Genomic DNA, 16,547 nt, shown 5'->3' on the forward strand with positions numbered 1-16,547 from the left:
GGTGTTATATGACAAACTTGAATGAAGGATAAAAGGAGAAACCCCATGGATATCATTTTAACATTGACAGAAGAATTAAAAGTGGAGAAGTGGCAGGTGGAAGCTGCCGTTAAACTGATAGATGAGGGAAATACCATACCGTTTATTTCCCGTTACCGTAAGGAAGCCACCGGTGCGCTGAACGACGAAGTGCTGAGAAATCTGTACGAACGCCTGAATTACCTGCGCAACCTGGAGGACAAGAAGACACAGGTGCTTGCCAGCATTGAGGAGCAGGGCAAGCTGACTGAGGAGCTGAAAAAGCAGATCCTGGCAGCCCAGACTCTGGTGGTTGTGGAAGATTTATATCGTCCGTATCGTCCGAAACGCCGTACAAGAGCCACTATCGCCAAGGAGAAGGGCCTGGAACCTCTGGCAGACATTATTCTGCTGCAGATGACGGACAAGTCTCTGGAGGAGGAAGCAAAGGCATTTCTGTCTGAGGAAAAAGATGTGGGGACAGTGGAGGATGCTATTGCAGGCGCAAAGGATATAGTGGCTGAGAGCATTTCCGATGAAGCGGACTACCGTATCCGTATCCGGGATATGACCGTGAAGAAGGGAAGGGTGATCTCTGCGGCCAAGAACCCGAAAGAGCAGTCTGTCTATGAGATGTATTACGAGTATGAGGAGCCCATCGCAAAAGTGGCAGGCCACAGAGTCCTGGCCCTGAACCGGGGGGAGAAGGAAAAAATCCTGACCGTGAAAATAGAGGCGCCCACAGAGGATGTTATCCGTTACCTGGAAAAACAAGTGATCACCCGCAGCAATCCAAACACTACCCCTGTTTTGAAGGATGTGGTGGAGGACAGCTACAGCCGTCTGATCGGTCCTGCCATTGAGAGGGAAATCCGCAATGATATGACAGAGAAGGCGGAGGACGGTGCGATCAAGGTTTTCAAGAAGAACCTGGAACAGCTTCTTATGCAGCCTCCTATTGTGGGACAGGTGGTTCTCGGATGGGACCCGGCTTTCCGTACCGGCTGTAAGCTGGCTGTGGTAGACCCCACTGGAAAGGTGCTGGATACGGTGGTGGTTTATCCTACAGCGCCCACTACACCGGCTAAGATCGCGGCTGCAAAAGAAACTTTGAAAAAGCTGATCAAAAAATACGGTATCACTCTGATCTCTCTTGGCAACGGAACCGCTTCCAGGGAATCGGAGCAGGTGATCGTAGAGCTTTTAAAAGAAATTCCGGAGAAGGTGCATTATGTTATCACCAATGAGGCCGGAGCTTCCGTATACTCTGCAAGTAAACTTGCCACAGAGGAATTCCCCAACTTTGATGTGGGGCAAAGAAGCGCGGCATCCATAGCAAGACGTCTCCAGGACCCATTGGCAGAGCTGGTTAAGATTGACCCGAAATCCATCGGAGTGGGCCAGTATCAGCATGACATGAACCAGAAGAAGCTGGGGGAAGCCCTGTCAGGCGTGGTGGAGGACTGTGTGAATAAGGTTGGTGTGGATCTGAACACGGCCTCTGTCTCTCTTTTGGAGTATGTGTCAGGGGTCAGCAAGGCCATTGCGAAGAACATAGTAACCTACCGGGAGGAAAACGGACGCTTTGAGGACAGAAAACAGCTTTTGAAAGTGGCAAAGCTGGGACCGAAGGCCTTTGAGCAGTGTGCGGGCTTCCTGCGCATCACAGGCGGTAAAAATCCCCTGGATGCCACCAGTGTCCATCCCGAAAGCTATGTGGCTGCTGAAAAATTCCTGGACAGTATGGGAATGAAGCCTGTGGATATCTTTGGCGGCAATGCGGTATATTATGTGAAGGACTACAAAAAGATGGCAGAGAAGCTGGGTGTGGGGGAGATGACTCTGAGGGATATTGTAAAAGAACTCACCAAACCCGGCCGTGATCCCAGGGAGGAGATGCCCAAACCGGTGCTGCGCACGGATGTCCTGGATATGAAGGACTTAAAAGAGGGCATGGTTCTCAAAGGAACCGTGAGAAATGTCATTGATTTCGGAGCATTTGTGGATATCGGTGTGCATCAGGACGGCCTGGTGCATATTTCCCAGATGACAGAACGGTTTATCAAACATCCCCTGGAGGCCGTCAGCGTCGGTGACGTTGTGGATGTGAAGGTACTCAGTGTGGATTTGAATAAGAAGAGGATCTCTCTTACTATGAAAGGTATCTAAGGATACGGAAAGGAAGGGTCGGGAATGAATGTAAACAGAGTAAGGATTGAGAAGCTGCAGGAAGAGATGAAAGCATTAGGCATGGACATGTACCTTGTGCCAACTGCGGATTTTCACCAGTCAGAGTATGTGGGGGCGTATTTCAAGGTACGCGCCTGGCTGTCAGGATTCACCGGTTCCGCGGGAACCCTGGTGGTGACAAGAGACAGCGCTTATCTCTGGACGGACGGGCGGTATTTTATCCAGGCAGGAAAAGAGCTGGAGGACACAGGTGTTACCCTGATGAAAATGAGGGAAGAGGGAGTCCCCACAGTGGACGAGTTTCTTAAGGAAAATATTCCGGCAGGCGGCTGCCTGGGATGTGACGGCAGAACCATCAGTATCAGCCAGGGAAAGGCCTATGCAGATATGATGGAAAAGAAGCAGGGCCGTTTTCTGTGCCAGGACGACCTGGGCGGGAAAATCTGGGATGACAGGCCTATGATGTCACGGGAGCAGGCCTTTCTTGTGGATGTGAAATATGTAGGCAGATCCAGAGAAGAGAAGCTGGCAGATGTCCGCAGGACCATGAAAGAGAACGGGGCCAATACCCATCTGCTTTCCAGCCTGGATGACATTGCCTGGCTGCTGAACATCAGAGGCAATGATATTGAGTGCAATCCTGTTATCCTATCCTATGTGATCCTTACCGAGCAGGACGTATTCTTTTATGTACAGGAGGAAGCCGTATCCCCGGCAGTCAGGGAAGAGCTTGAGAAGGCCGGGATCACCATCCTTTCATATTTCCGGGTATATGAGGACGTGAAAAAATTTAAGGATGAGGATACCGTTCTGCTGGATGAATCGGTGGTCAATTATGCTCTGTTTGAAAAGATACCGGGCAGTGTTAAGAAGGTGGACGGTATTAACCCTTCCAAACCCATGAAGGCCATGAAGAACCGGGTGGAGAGGGAAAATGTGCGCACAGCCCACATAAAGGATGCAAAGGCTATGTGCCGGTTTATATACTGGCTGAAGCAGAATGTGGGAAAAGAGGAGATAACAGAGTACAGCGCTGCAGAGAAAAGCTATGAACTGCGTGCCCAGGACCCTGATTTCCTGGATCTGAGCTTTGGAACCATCTGCGCCTACGGACCGAATGCGGCGATGTGCCATTATGCACCTGCCAAAGACGACTGCGCCAAAGTGGAGCCGGAAGGATTCTTTCTCATTGATTCCGGCGGACAGTATTGGCAGGGGACTACAGATATCACCAGAACCATTGCGGTTGGTGAGCTGACACAGGAACAAAAAGAACATTTCACACTGGTGCTCAAGGGAAACATCCGTCTGGCAACTGCAAAGTTTATGTATGGAATGGGCGGAGCGCATCTGGATTGCCTGGCAAGAGGCCCGCTGTGGGAGAGAGGCCTTGATTTCAACCACGGTACAGGACACGGTGTGGGATTCCTTCTGAACGTACACGAGGGACCCCAGAATATTAATTGGAACAGCGCGGTCCGTCCGGGCGGCTATGTGCCTCTGGAGGAGGGTGTGCTGATTTCCGACGAACCGGGACTTTACCTGGAAGGCAGATACGGAATCCGCTGCGAGAATCTGCTCATGTGCCGAAAAGGTGAGAAAAATGCCTACGGCCAGTTCATGGAATTTGAGGTTGTGACCCTGGTTCCCTTCGAGCGGGAGGCTATCCTGCCGGAACTGCTTGGAGAAGAAGAACTCAAATGGCTCAATGCTTATCACAAACACGTGTATGAAACCATAGCACCTCTTCTGGAAAACCAGGAGGAGCGTGAGTGGCTTTGGGAGGCTACGGCTGAGATTAAGCTGTAATTTCTGCAGTTATCAGTAGGATCATCATATAATAACGCTTATATCTGTACTTAGTTATGGATATAAGCGCTTTTTATTTTTGACACTGATATTGTTCACAGATCCTCCTGCTGACAGCGGCAAAATATAACAATTCGGATGTCTGATCCGCTGCGGCAAAGTCCCTGTTATGAAAAAACAATTTGGGAATAGCATTGTCAATGTAGTGCCTGCAATGATAAAATAAAAGCAGAGGATTTCGGTAACAGTCCGGGGGTCTGAACGGTTACGGATTTGGTGACATAAATGGAGGAAAAGATGAAGATACGAGAGATGATATTGCTCACCCTCACAGCAGGGGCCTTGCTGCTCGCAGGATGCAGTGTGGTGCGGGACAAAACAGATCATGAGGAGAAAGAGCCATATGTGACCGCTTCCCTGTTCTGCGATGTAAATTTCTGGGAACCGCCCTCCTGGAGCACGGAGGAGGGAACCATTACCGGGGATATTACCGGGAAGACCGGCCTGGCCCTGGATATTACCGTACCGCCGCAGAACGCGGATGCGCAGCTCAGCCTTATGCTGCTCAATGATGAACTGCCGGATATTATTTCACTCACAGATGAGACGACCATCAGCCAGCTTATCACATCCGGAAAGGTATGGGACCTGGATGAGTTTTTAAAACGGTATTGCCCGGATTCCCATCTTCTGACATCCTTCCCGGAGGATATTAAAAGAGAGCTGATAAAGCGGGACGGCGGCTGGTATGCTTATCCCTCCCATATGAATTCCCAGGATTCCAGGAAGATCTGGAAGCCCAGTTCTAAGTTCTATGAGGACTGGAACAATAACAGTGACAACAATACGATCATATGGAACAGGGAGCTGCTGGAAAAAGCAGGGCTGGCCATTGCGGATGTGCAGACAGAAAAACAGGTCCTTGCTGCCTGGGAACAGGTAAAAAATATGCACCTGGATGTAGGCGGGGAGGCAGTGATCCCTCTCTTGGTGGATGGTAAGGGATATATTGACCCTACCGTGAAATTTTTGGAATACACCTTTGGCGCGGAACGAGTAGATGAGAACGGGAACTACCGGGATATCCTTCTGCAGCCGGAGTCAAAACACGCACTCTTGTTTTTAAATGAGGCTATACGGAAAGGCTACGCGTCCCCGGAACAGCTCACCTATGAAAACGCCAAGATAAAGACCCTGATGGCCAAGGGAAATGTATTGTGTTTTATTGGCAATGTGGCCAACAGCGGGATAGATTACACAAAATGGGTCTCCTCTGGCCCCGTCTTTTCCTCAGGCGGGGAGACGCCGGTCCTTGGGAAAAATCTGAGGGCACCCACAGGCTGGCTGGGAACATTTATCTCAAAGGACTGCAGCAATCCCAGGAAGGTTGCGTCCTGGCTGGACTATATGACCAGTAATGACGGTCTTTTATTTTGGAGCTTTGGATATGAGGGAAGTGATTATTGTCTGGATGACCGGGGATATGTGTTGCAGACAGAGAAGGGTGAGAAAGCGTCCCTGGATTACGGGCAGACCGGGCAGGGGGCATGGTGGATGTTTGATAATTTTTCCTGGGAGAGAAGCGTGCTGCCGGAACCGGAAAAGGGCAGCAGCACAGCGGCGGAAAAGGATATATTCACAGCGTACGGCGGCCACGGGAGTACGGTCAGCTATGATGAATCCCTGCTTCCGTTGACAGCGGAAGATATTCCGCCGGAAAGTGAGGAAGGCATTCTGGATGCGCGGATAAAGGAATATGAAAAGGAACAGATCCCCAGGATCATATTGGCGGAAAGCAGGGAGGAAGCCGAATCCAGGTACACGGAGATGACAGAAACCTTGAAAAAAATAGGAATTGAAAGTCTGGATGCCTATAAGAATGAGATTTACCAGAAAAACTGCAGGGAATACGGCGTAAGCATAGAGAAAATAAATAAATGAGGGAGAGGACGGCAATGAGGAAGAGATTAAAAGACAGTTTATGGCTTCAGCTTATCGCGTTCACTGCCCTTATCATGTTCCTCCTGCTGGCAGCCTACACGGTTACAGACAGCTATTCCAGCAGAATGCTCAGGGACCGGACCATTGATCTGAACGAAAAGATTCTGCTGCAGGTAGAAGGAAAGATGGAGGATTTCCATGACACACTGAACCATGTAGCTACCGCCATGGCCTATTCTCCCACAACATATGATTATTTTACCATGGACCCTGTGTCCAGAGTTATGGCGTCAGAGGATTTGTCGGAGATTTTTTCCAATACGGTTCTGCTGGAGAGTGACATAGCCGGGATCTATCTCTATGACACCTCTCTGAACCAGATCGCAGCTATGGGAAAGGCGGCAAATAACCCGGATTTTGTAACACTTTTGAAGAAGAAGATGGAATTTGGAGATATATTTTATCTGAATCAGGCCGGGGTGCCTTTTTACACGGTATATTTCCCGGTCTATGATCTGAATAACCGGAAGTACGGCATTCAGATTGGCATGTGTGTGATGATGATGCGGACAGATAACCTGTCAGGGCTTCTGGAGGATTCCCAGACCACGGAGAATACACAGGTATATCTGCTTGACGGCAATGATCAGATAATAGCATCCAGAGGAAATGACGGGCTGGAAGAGCTGGACAGAAGTATGATGAGGAGCACGGACGGCTATTATGTGAAAGTGCGCAGTGTGCGCATGGACGGATGGAAAGTAGTCAGCCGTATACCGGAAAGTGAAATGAGCAGCAGCACCGAGAACGGCAAAAAATTTGTGACCACAGCGTATGTGCTGGCATTTGCCCTCCTGATACTGCTGGTATGGTTCTGTTATAAACGTTTTGTAGGGCCTCTGCACCGGGTGGACCTGTTTATCCAGGGGATTGTGTACAGGCCTGAGGAGAGAATGGAGATAGGAAGGGAGGATGAGATCGGTACAGTGGTGCACAGTCTGAATCATATGCTGGACAAACAGCAGAAGATGAACCAGGAAATCCAGGAATCCCAGAAAAAAATGTATGAGGCGGAAATCGCCAAGAAACAACTTCAGGTTTTAGCCTACCGAAATCAGATCAATCCTCATTTTCTGTATAATACCTTTGAGTGCATCTGTTCCATGGCACTTTACTATGAGGTGGAGGACATTGCGGAAATCACTATGGCGCTGTCAAAGGTATTCCGCTTTGCCGTAAAAGGGGATAACATTGTCAGTGTGGAGGAGGAAGTCAGCTATATCAGGGAATATGCCAAGATCATAGATTACCGCTTCATGGGAAAAATAGATGTGGACATTAAGATGGATGAGGCAGTGAAAGAGAAGCGGGTGATCAAGCTCATGCTTCAGCCTCTGGTGGAAAATGCCGTATTCCACGGTCTGGAACAGAAAATGGAGGACGGGGAAGTAAACGTATCCATACATATGGAGGGGGAGCGCCATATGAGGTTTGTGGTGGAGGACAACGGCTGTGGGATTGAACCGGCAAAACTGGTATGGATGCGGGACAATCTGGATAGCAGGCCAACCGGACAGAAGGGGATCGGAGTGGCGAATATATACCAGAGACTAAAGTTATTTTACGGGGATGACGTGGTATTTCGGATAGAGAGCAGATTGGGAGTGGGGACAAAAATCACAATTATAATACCGGATGAGGTATAAGAAAGGGGCGGTGAAAATGTACAGGATTTATCTGGCAGATGATGAAACATGGGTGGTGATCGGTTTAAAAAAGCAGATTGAAAAATCAGGACTGCCGTTTCAGGTGATCGGGGAAGCAAACAATGGGGTGGCTGCCATGGAGGAGATTTTGGAGAAAAAGCCTGATGTCCTGATTTCCGATATCCGTATGCCAGGCCTGAACGGTCTGCAGCTTTTGGAGAAACTCAGAGAGAAAGGGTTGGATGTGAAAGTGATCTTTATCAGCGGGTACGCAGAATTTGAGTATGCCCAGTCCGCGATCCGGATGGGGACATTTGACTATCTGCTGAAACCAGTGGAGCAGGAGAAGCTGGACCAGGTTCTGGAAAGACTGCTGGGAGCATTCAGAAGCGGGCGGGGGGGGGGGAGGAAGTATCTGCGGCGGAACCCATAAACTCTTCCATGATGGACAAGATCATCCGGGAGATACAGGAGAGATACACAGAAAATATCACCCTCTCCGGCCTGGCGGAGGCTTACGGGATCAGCACCGGTTATCTGAGCAGCCAGTTAAAGGCAGAGCTGGGACTCTCCTTCTCAGAGTATATTACCTCAAAACGAATCCAGAAAGCAAAGGAGCTGCTTGCGGATGAGAGCCTTTCCGTGGAATCCATTGCAGAGCAGACAGGTTATAACGACTATTTTTATTTTATAAAGGTTTTCAAGAAAAACACAGGGATCTCCCCCAGTAAATATAGGAAGAATCTGTAGGAATGTAACAGTTTAGAAAACCGCTTCCCGATAGCCGGATGCCTGCTGCCGCCACACATTTATACGGTCAGCGCAGTGCAGACCTGTCTGAACGATTATACATCATTGAACAAAAGCTGGTAAAGTTTTTACCTGGAATCAAAAAAAGTACCAAAATAAAAAAATAATTACATGTGCATTTTGTGATTCTCCCTTTATAATATAGATAAATCCATTGGTGAATATGACAAAGCAGTGATTTGTAAGATTTGTCTTGTAGAAAGCGGTTTCATATATTATACTGGAAGTATTACAATCTATACATTATATATGAACAGGTGAGACAATGGGAAAAGAGAGAGTTAGTATTTATCATATCGCAAAGGAAGCAGGCGTATCCCCGGCAACCGTTTCCAGGGTCCTGACAGGCAATGCCAATGTCAGCACAGAGAAGCGGATCAAGGTGGAGGCTCTGATCAGGAAATATGATTTCCGGCCAAATGCCATGGCGCGCAGTCTGAGCAGCACAAAGACAAAGCTCATCGGTTTCCTGATCCCGGATATCAGAAATCCTTTTTATGCAACACTTGCCGTGGCCTGTGAGAGGGCTGCCAATGAAAGAGGCTACAGCCTGATGCTCAGCAATTATCTGAATGATATGGAGCTTCAGGAACAGAACCTGCAGAAGATGATCGAGATGCGGGTGGATGCCCTGATCATGATCGGCGGCAAAGTGGACGAGATGGTTTCAGACGAGGAGTATGTGGAGAAGATCAACCAGATCACAGATACGATCCCCGTGGTCATCACAGGCAAACTGGACGGCAGTGACTGCTACCAGGTTAATATAGATCAGAAAAAGGCCATGGAGGATGCCATGGAGCATCTCATTGGGTACGGCCACCAAAAGATTGCGCTTATTGGGGGCAGGAGAGATGTGAATTCCACTTATACAAAGCGGGTCACTTACCGAAGCAGTCTGAGAAAACATGGGATCGCATTTTCGGCAGATGACATTGTGGAGACACCGGAGTATTCCGTGGAGTGCGGGCTTCAGGTGATGGACAGGATTTTCGACAGCGGACAAGAACTTCCCACAGCGGTCATTGCCATCAATGATTTTATGGCAATGGGCATTATGCAGTCTATCCGCCGCCACGGACTTTTTATACCGGAAGACATCTCCATTTTAAGCTTTGATGATACATTTATCGCGGAATCTGAGACACCATGCCTGACAAGTGTGGGATATAATTATGACAGATTCGCCAATACTCTGGTAGAGACAGCTATCATGGCGATCGAGGGGAAAGATCCGTCCAAAATGCAGCTCATACCCCCTAAACTGGTGATCCGTGAGTCCACGGCAAAGTATAACGGATAAGAGAAAACGTAAATAATCTTAAAACATAGAAAAGGTAAATCATACCCATATTGAAACGGGTTTCAATAGAAGGGGCATGGGTATCGTGGAAATACATAAAAACATCTGCAGTTAAAGGGCAGTTGTAATAAAATAGAACAAGAACAGGAGGAAATGTACGTGTGTTTAACCTAGGAGAATGAGTGGAAGCAGGCAATTGTTAAAACCGATTTCAAAAAGAGGAGGAGAATGATGTGAAAGCAAGGAAAAATAAAACAGGAACAGCGGTCATGGCAGGTGCCAAAAAGCCATTCTGGAAAAAAGTAAAGGACAACCGGACATTGCTGCTGATGTGTCTTCCTGCCGTGGTGTTTTTTGTAGTCTTTAATTACTGCCCCCTGCCGGGTGTGTACATAGCGTTTACGAACTATAATTTCCGGGAAGGAATTTTCGGCAGTCCGTTTGTGGGGCTGAAGAACTTTGAATTCCTGATTCAATCCGGTGAACTTTGGAAGTTGACCAGAAATACCCTGCTTTATAATGTGGTCTTTATTGTTCTGGGCAATGTGGTGCAGATCACACTTGCCGTTATGCTGAACGAAGTGCGTAACAAATATTTTAAAAAGGTATCCCAGACCATTATGTTCCTGCCGTATTTCATCTCTGTGGTATTGATCGGAGCCATCGCATTTAATATCCTGAATTACGATACAGGTGCGTTAAATACACTGCTGCGTGAAACAGGCGGAGACCCTGTCAAGATTTACAGTATGGCAGGTATATGGCCGTTTATCATTATCTTCTGTCAGATGTGGCAGCAGACAGGATACGGTTCGGTTGTTTATTTTGCAGCGATCTGCGGCATTGATTCCGGTATGATGGAGGCCGCGGAAGTGGACGGAGCAACGAGCTGGCAGAGAATCCGCTACATCATCCTTCCAAGCCTGAAACCTACATTTATTATTCTTCTGCTCTTTGCTTTAGGCGGCATTATGAAGGGTAACTTCGGTTTATTCTGGAACATGGTAGGCAATAACTCCCAGCTCTTCCAGACAACAGATATTATTGAGACGTTTGTATACAGGACCATGACAACGCAGAACAACTTCTCTACATCGTCTGCAGTGGGGCTGTACCAGTCCATCTTTGGATTTGCCCTTGTTATGTTTAGTAACTGGCTGGTAAAACGGATCGATCCGGATTACGCATTATTCTAGGAGGTGAATAAAGTGCAGAATCAAAATAAGACAAAGATAAAACAGGACGCCAGTACCTGGATCGTAAAAATGATCTCTTATCTGGTGATCACAGCTTTTGCGCTGATCTGTCTGCTGCCGTTTATTCTTATCATATCGGCTTCATTCAGTACAGAGAGCGTGATCATGAAGGAAGGGTTCGGCCTGCTTCCGAAAGAATTCACATTGGATGCATATACCTGGGTGTTCCGTTTCCCGAAAATGATACTGGGCTCTTACGCAGTCACGATTCTTCTTACGGTCTGCGGAACCCTTGTAGGACTGTTCGTCATTGCCATGACCGGCTATGCCCTGCAGAGAAAGGATTTTCCCTTCAGGAATGTAATATCCTTTTTCATATACTTTACAACCCTGTTTTCCGCAGGTATGGCGCCCACTTTCATCTGGGTATCCAGATATCTGCAGTTAAAAGGTACATACTTTGCCGTGTTCTTCCAATTGCTTATGACACCGTGGCTGATCATTCTGATGAAGAACTTTGCAAAATCCGTGCCCTTTGAGATCACCGAGTCCGGTAAAATTGACGGGGCCGGAGACTTCAGGATTTTTATTTCCCTTGTTCTGCCCATGCTGAAACCGGCACTGGCAACTGTGGGCCTGTTTCTGGCTCTGGGCTACTGGAACGAATGGTACCTCTCATCCCTGTATCTGGGTTCAGAGGTGGATTATAAACCGCTGCAGTATTATCTGTACAACATTATAAACCAGGCGGCTGCGCTTAAGAATTCAATGGCCGGTGCTGCTGTGACGGTTGCAGACCTTCCGTCCAATACACTGAAGATGGCCACAGCAGTTGTGGCAACCGGACCGATCGTATTTTTGTATCCTTTTGTACAGAAGTATTTTATCTCCGGTATCACCGTGGGAGCGGTAAAAGGCTAATGATTTTTGTAACTGCTGACTGATATGAATTACCCTGTAAGGGATTTATATGAATAAAAAATATAAGAAGTGGAGGATCAAAATGAAAAAGAATACCACAGTAAAACGTACTCTGGCTCTGACCATGGCTGTATTAATGGGAGCAAGCCTGGCAGGCTGCGGAAGCAAAGGCGGTGACGGAGGTTCCAAAGTGAAAGAGGACGGAACTATTGACACATCCAGCCATGAAGTCATCAATATGCTGGTTCTGGGAAACAAACCTTCCAACGGCAGATTAGATGAGATGCTGAAAGAGTTAAACAAAGTCCTGACTGAAAAAGTAAATGCAGAGCTGGAACTCACTTATGTTGAGTGGGCTGACTGGCAGACACAGTATAATACACAGCTTTTAAGCGGTGACGCATCCCTTGACATTATCACAACCGCTACAGACTGGCTGTACGGATGGGAAAATGCGCAGAAAGGTGCATTCCTGCCCCTGACAGAAGATATGCTGAAGACATACGCACCGAAGACCTGGGAACAGGTTGACGCTGACGGCAACTGGGATATCTGCAAATTGAACGATGAGATCATGTTCATCCCTGAGGATAAATACACCCAGTATACAAACCATGGAATGATGTACCGCGGAGACTGGGCAAAAGAGGCAGGCATCACGGACGGAACCATCACAAAATTTGACGAACTGACAACGTATTTCAAATATGTAAAAGACAACAAGCCGGATGTTGTTCCGTGGGATGCAGGAAAGAATAACCTGGGAAGCCTTCTGGAGCCATATATTTTATCTAATACAAATTACCGTCCGCTTATCGGATGTAATGCAGGTAATTATGAATTCTGGTTTACCTCCAAAGAAGATCCCTATACCGTTTCTTCTCCGTTCATGGAGGACGATGCGATCTATGAAGCGGCAGATATCATGAAAGAATGGAATGAGATCGGCGTATGGCGTGAGGATGCCCTGAACTATGACGGCGATACCAGAGTGGAAATGTATGCAGGTACCTGCGCGGCAGACCAGCACCACAGCCAGACTTACTATTCACAGGTAAAACCCAACATGGATGTAAAACAGCCGGGTTCTGATGTGAAAATGTATTACTGGGGACAGGAAAACAACAATGTGGCAAAACCCATCAAGACTCACGGTGCCGCAGCGATCAGTGCCAATTCCAAACACCCTGAGAGAGCCCTTATGGTGTATGATCTACTCCGCAATGATGAAGAATGCTACCGTTACATCAACTATGGTGTTGAGGGAACAGACTACATTGTGACAGAGGACGGCAAGCTGGATTATCCGGAAGGATGGGATGAGGCAACTGACAAAGTGGATGCCAACTTCTGGTGCGGCCGTAACGACGACCTGGAACTGCAGAATGTAAGCTGGTGGGAAGGCACCCAGGATATGATAGATAATTATGATAAGATTGCGTATGATTATGAATTTGAAAACCTGATCATTGACAAAAATGCGATCGAGACACAGCAGGCAGCCATTGCCAACGTGTTATCTGAGTATCTGCCACAGCTTGGTTATGGAAAATATGAAGATCCTCACAAGGCAATTGACGAAATGAGGGAAAAACTCAAAGCAGCCGGCTATGAAGAAGTAAAAGCATCTATTCAGAAAGATATTGATGCATTCAGAGGCGAAAAGTGATAAAATCATAATTAGGAAAATTTAGTAAAACGCATGGGAATACCAATACTGGCGCAGAGAAAAGTGCCCGGCATTTGGCATTCCCATTTGCCGTATGAACAAATGAAAGTTCAGAAAGGAGTAACTGTGGAAAAATTTGAGATAAAGGAAGATTTTTATCTGGACGGAAAAAAGATCAAAATTATTTCCGGCGGGATGCATTATTTCCGTGTGGTCCCTGAATATTGGAGGGACAGACTGGAAAAGTTAAAGGCTTTGGGATGTAATACGGTTGAGACCTATATTCCCTGGAACCTTCATGAGAAGGAGAAAGGCGTGTTTGACTTCAGCGGTATTCTGGATATTGCCCGTTATGTGAAGACGGCCCAGGAGCTGGGACTGCTGGTGATCTTAAGACCGTCTCCCTATATCTGTGCGGAGTGGGAATTCGGCGGACTTCCCTATTGGCTTCTGAGGGAGGACGGTATGCGCCTTCGGTGCATGTATGAGCCTTATCTGCAGCATGTGAGAGCATACTATGAGGAGCTTTTTAAGGTCATTGCGCCTCTGCAGTATACACAGGGCGGTCCGGTCATTATGATGCAGGTGGAGAATGAGTATGGCTACTATGGTGATGACAGGGAATATCTGGAATACATGAAGGATCTCATGACAGAATGCGGATGTGAGGTTCCGCTTGTAACTTCAGACGGTCCGTGGGGAGATGCCTTTGACTGCGGAAAAATAGACGGTGTCCTGCAGACCGGAAATTTTGGCTCCAAGGGAAAAGAACAGTTTGCCATTATGCGTGAGAAGATAGGGGACAAGCCCCTTATGTGCATGGAGTTCTGGGTGGGCTGGTTTGACAACTGGGGTGTGGAATGCCATCAGACCGGAGATTTGGATGAGCATGTGAAGGATTTGGATGAAATCCTGTCTGAGGGGCATGTGAATATTTATATGTTTGAGGGCGGTACGAATTTTGGATTTACAAATGGCTCCAACTACTATGATGAGCTGACTCCGGACGTGACTTCCTACGATTATGACGCCCTGCTGACTGAGGACGGAAGGATCACACCAAAATATGAAGCGTTCCGCCGGGTTATCAGCAAATATACGGAGATACCGGAAGTAAGTCTGAGTACGGAGATAAAAAGAAAAGACTACGGAACGCTGAAGACAGCCAGAAAAGCCGGGCTTTTCGGAAACCTGAAAAACATAGCCTTGCCGGTTGACTGTGTATATCCTCAGTCCATGGAAAAGCTGGGCCAGGGATACGGATACATATTGTATGAAAGCCCGTTGAAATACGAGGGACCTATTGAAAAAATCCGTCTGTGGGGCGCCAATGACAGAGCAAATATGTTTGTGGATGAAAAGCCTGTATTGACACTGTATGACAGGGAACTGCTGACAGAGTATACATTTGAGAATCCGGTCCGGAAGGGGGAGAAGATCTCCATTTTGATGGAAAATATGGGCCGTGTCAACTTCGGGCCGGCTCTTGAGCAGCAGCGCAAAGGAATCGACAGAAGCGTGCAGATCAACGGGCACCAACATTATCACTGGACAGAATACTGCCTGCCAATGGAAGATTTAAGCGGTCTCGATTTTGGGGTCCCGATCAAAGCGGGAGAGCCGGGATTCTATGAATTTACATTTGAGACTGACGAGACAGGGGATACCTTCCTTGACTTTACCGGATGGGGAAAAGGCTGTGTGCTGGTCAATGGATTTAATATCGGGCGTTTTTGGGAAATCGGTCCGCAGAAGCGGTTATATATACCGGCCCCGCTGTTGAGAGAAGGGGAAAATACGATCCTTATTTTTGAGACAGAGGGAAAAACCCCGGGCAGCATCTCACTTTGCGGTGAACCGGACCTTGGATGAGGCAATGTATTATGAAATAAATGCCAATATCCTGCCACAGATCAGACTGGTGGACACAGCCGTGCTGGAGCCGCCCTATGTACACAGAAAGCGGCAGCCGGATGAATATATTCTGTATATTATGAAGCAGGGGGTGCTGTACCTGAGGGAAGAGGAAAAAGAGTATGAACTCAGGGAGGGAGATGTACTTCTGCTGGATACGGACTTTGTGCACGAAGGACGGAAGGCCTCCGGGTGTGAGTATTTTTATATCCATTTCCGCCATCCCCAGATTTACAGAAGAGAGGTGCAGCCGGGTTTTATGGAGAATCTTCTGCAAATCCGGGGAACCTGCCTGCAGCAGGACAGCGGTTCCCATAAGCGGTACAGAGATGACGTCCTGTGGCTGCCGAAACACGTTTCTCTGGGCAGAAAGGGAGGCTATCTGCGGGTGCTGAAGCTGATCCAGGAAGCCATGGAACAACATAGAAACCAGATGGAGAATTATAAAGTGGCGTGTGAGTGCCGCTTTATGGAGGCCCTGGTGGCAATCTCCAGGGAGGCCTTGTCATCCTGGACTGCCAGGCCCACCCACGGGATTCCATCCTCCTATCACCGGGTCCATGAGCTTTTGAATTATTTGAATGAGAATTATCACCGGCAGATATCTGGTGCAGGAATTGAGGAGGAGTTCTCCTGTAATTTTGATTATCTGAACCGGGTATTTAAAAAGAACATCGGAAAAACCATCTTTGCCTGCCTTAATGAAATACGCATACACCGTGCCATGGAGCTGCTGGCTACCACTTCCATGAAGATCTCCGCTGTGGGATACCGGGTGGGGTTTAAGGATGACGGGTATTTTTGCAAGGTGTTTAAAAAGTATACGGGGATATCACCGGGGCAGTATGGGGCTTTGGCAGGGATGCGGGAGATGGAGTGTGAGGACGGTAACGGAAATTTGCAATAAAGTATACCCTAAAGGGCATCCCATAATTTATGCAGCAGCAAGTGCTGCATTATAATGTATGTATAATGTCTGGTGCAATGTGAATTAACGGGTGCTGTAAATCAGATTAAAGAGAAACGCTATATTAAGAATCTGGAAAGTTATTCAGGCAATTTATTGTTAG

At 47.6% G+C, this 16,547-nt stretch carries 12 protein-coding genes; all 12 read left to right on the forward strand.

The window, feature by feature from the left end:
* Positions 1-45 precede the first annotated feature (45 nt).
* The 12 genes from A4V09_RS23140 to A4V09_RS23195 all read left to right on the forward strand — a co-directional run bounded on the left by A4V09_RS23140 (position 46) and on the right by A4V09_RS23195 (position 16,384).
* On the forward strand, positions 46-2,187 hold the full coding sequence (locus A4V09_RS23140) for a Tex family protein (protein WP_065544413.1): 2,142 nt from the start codon (positions 46-48) through the stop codon (positions 2,185-2,187).
* Between the two features lie 24 nt (positions 2,188-2,211).
* Positions 2,212-4,017 carry an aminopeptidase P family protein gene (locus A4V09_RS23145; RefSeq protein ID WP_065544414.1) on the forward strand — a complete coding sequence of 602 codons (1,806 nt, stop codon included), beginning with the start codon at positions 2,212-2,214 and terminating at the stop codon, positions 4,015-4,017.
* A gap of 297 nt (positions 4,018-4,314) precedes the next feature.
* Positions 4,315-5,958: a type 2 periplasmic-binding domain-containing protein gene (locus A4V09_RS23150; protein WP_065544415.1), complete on the forward strand. Its 1,644-nt coding sequence runs from the start codon at positions 4,315-4,317 to the stop codon at positions 5,956-5,958.
* Positions 5,959-5,972: 14 nt separating this feature from the next.
* Positions 5,973-7,664: a sensor histidine kinase gene (locus A4V09_RS23155; RefSeq protein ID WP_065544416.1), complete on the forward strand. Its 1,692-nt coding sequence runs from the start codon at positions 5,973-5,975 to the stop codon at positions 7,662-7,664.
* Between the two features lie 16 nt (positions 7,665-7,680).
* Positions 7,681-8,097 (forward strand): response regulator, encoded by a 417-nt coding sequence (locus A4V09_RS23160; RefSeq protein WP_162291129.1) that lies wholly within the window; start codon positions 7,681-7,683, stop codon positions 8,095-8,097.
* 8 nt (positions 8,098-8,105) lie between these two features.
* On the forward strand, positions 8,106-8,414 hold the full coding sequence (locus A4V09_RS23165) for a helix-turn-helix domain-containing protein (protein WP_065544418.1): 309 nt from the start codon (positions 8,106-8,108) through the stop codon (positions 8,412-8,414).
* Positions 8,415-8,739: 325 nt separating this feature from the next.
* Positions 8,740-9,777, forward strand: a complete 1,038-nt coding sequence (locus A4V09_RS23170; RefSeq protein WP_065544419.1) for a LacI family DNA-binding transcriptional regulator — start codon at positions 8,740-8,742, stop codon at positions 9,775-9,777.
* 233 nt (positions 9,778-10,010) lie between these two features.
* Positions 10,011-10,973, forward strand: a complete 963-nt coding sequence (locus A4V09_RS23175) for an ABC transporter permease (protein ID WP_242963895.1) — start codon at positions 10,011-10,013, stop codon at positions 10,971-10,973.
* A 12-nt stretch (positions 10,974-10,985) separates the two neighbouring features.
* Positions 10,986-11,894, forward strand: coding sequence for a carbohydrate ABC transporter permease (locus tag A4V09_RS23180; protein WP_065544420.1), 909 nt, complete (start codon positions 10,986-10,988; stop codon positions 11,892-11,894).
* 82 nt (positions 11,895-11,976) lie between these two features.
* Positions 11,977-13,563 (forward strand): extracellular solute-binding protein, encoded by a 1,587-nt coding sequence (locus tag A4V09_RS23185; protein ID WP_065544421.1) that lies wholly within the window; start codon positions 11,977-11,979, stop codon positions 13,561-13,563.
* 126 nt (positions 13,564-13,689) lie between these two features.
* Positions 13,690-15,435, forward strand: coding sequence for a glycoside hydrolase family 35 protein (locus tag A4V09_RS23190; protein ID WP_089280607.1), 1,746 nt, complete (start codon positions 13,690-13,692; stop codon positions 15,433-15,435).
* 4 nt (positions 15,436-15,439) lie between these two features.
* On the forward strand, positions 15,440-16,384 hold the full coding sequence (locus A4V09_RS23195) for an AraC family transcriptional regulator (protein WP_065544422.1): 945 nt from the start codon (positions 15,440-15,442) through the stop codon (positions 16,382-16,384).
* The last annotated feature ends 163 nt before the right edge of the window (positions 16,385-16,547 follow it).

The organism is Blautia pseudococcoides, from assembly GCF_001689125.2.
Classification (GTDB): Bacteria; Bacillota; Clostridia; order Lachnospirales; family Lachnospiraceae; genus Blautia; species Blautia pseudococcoides.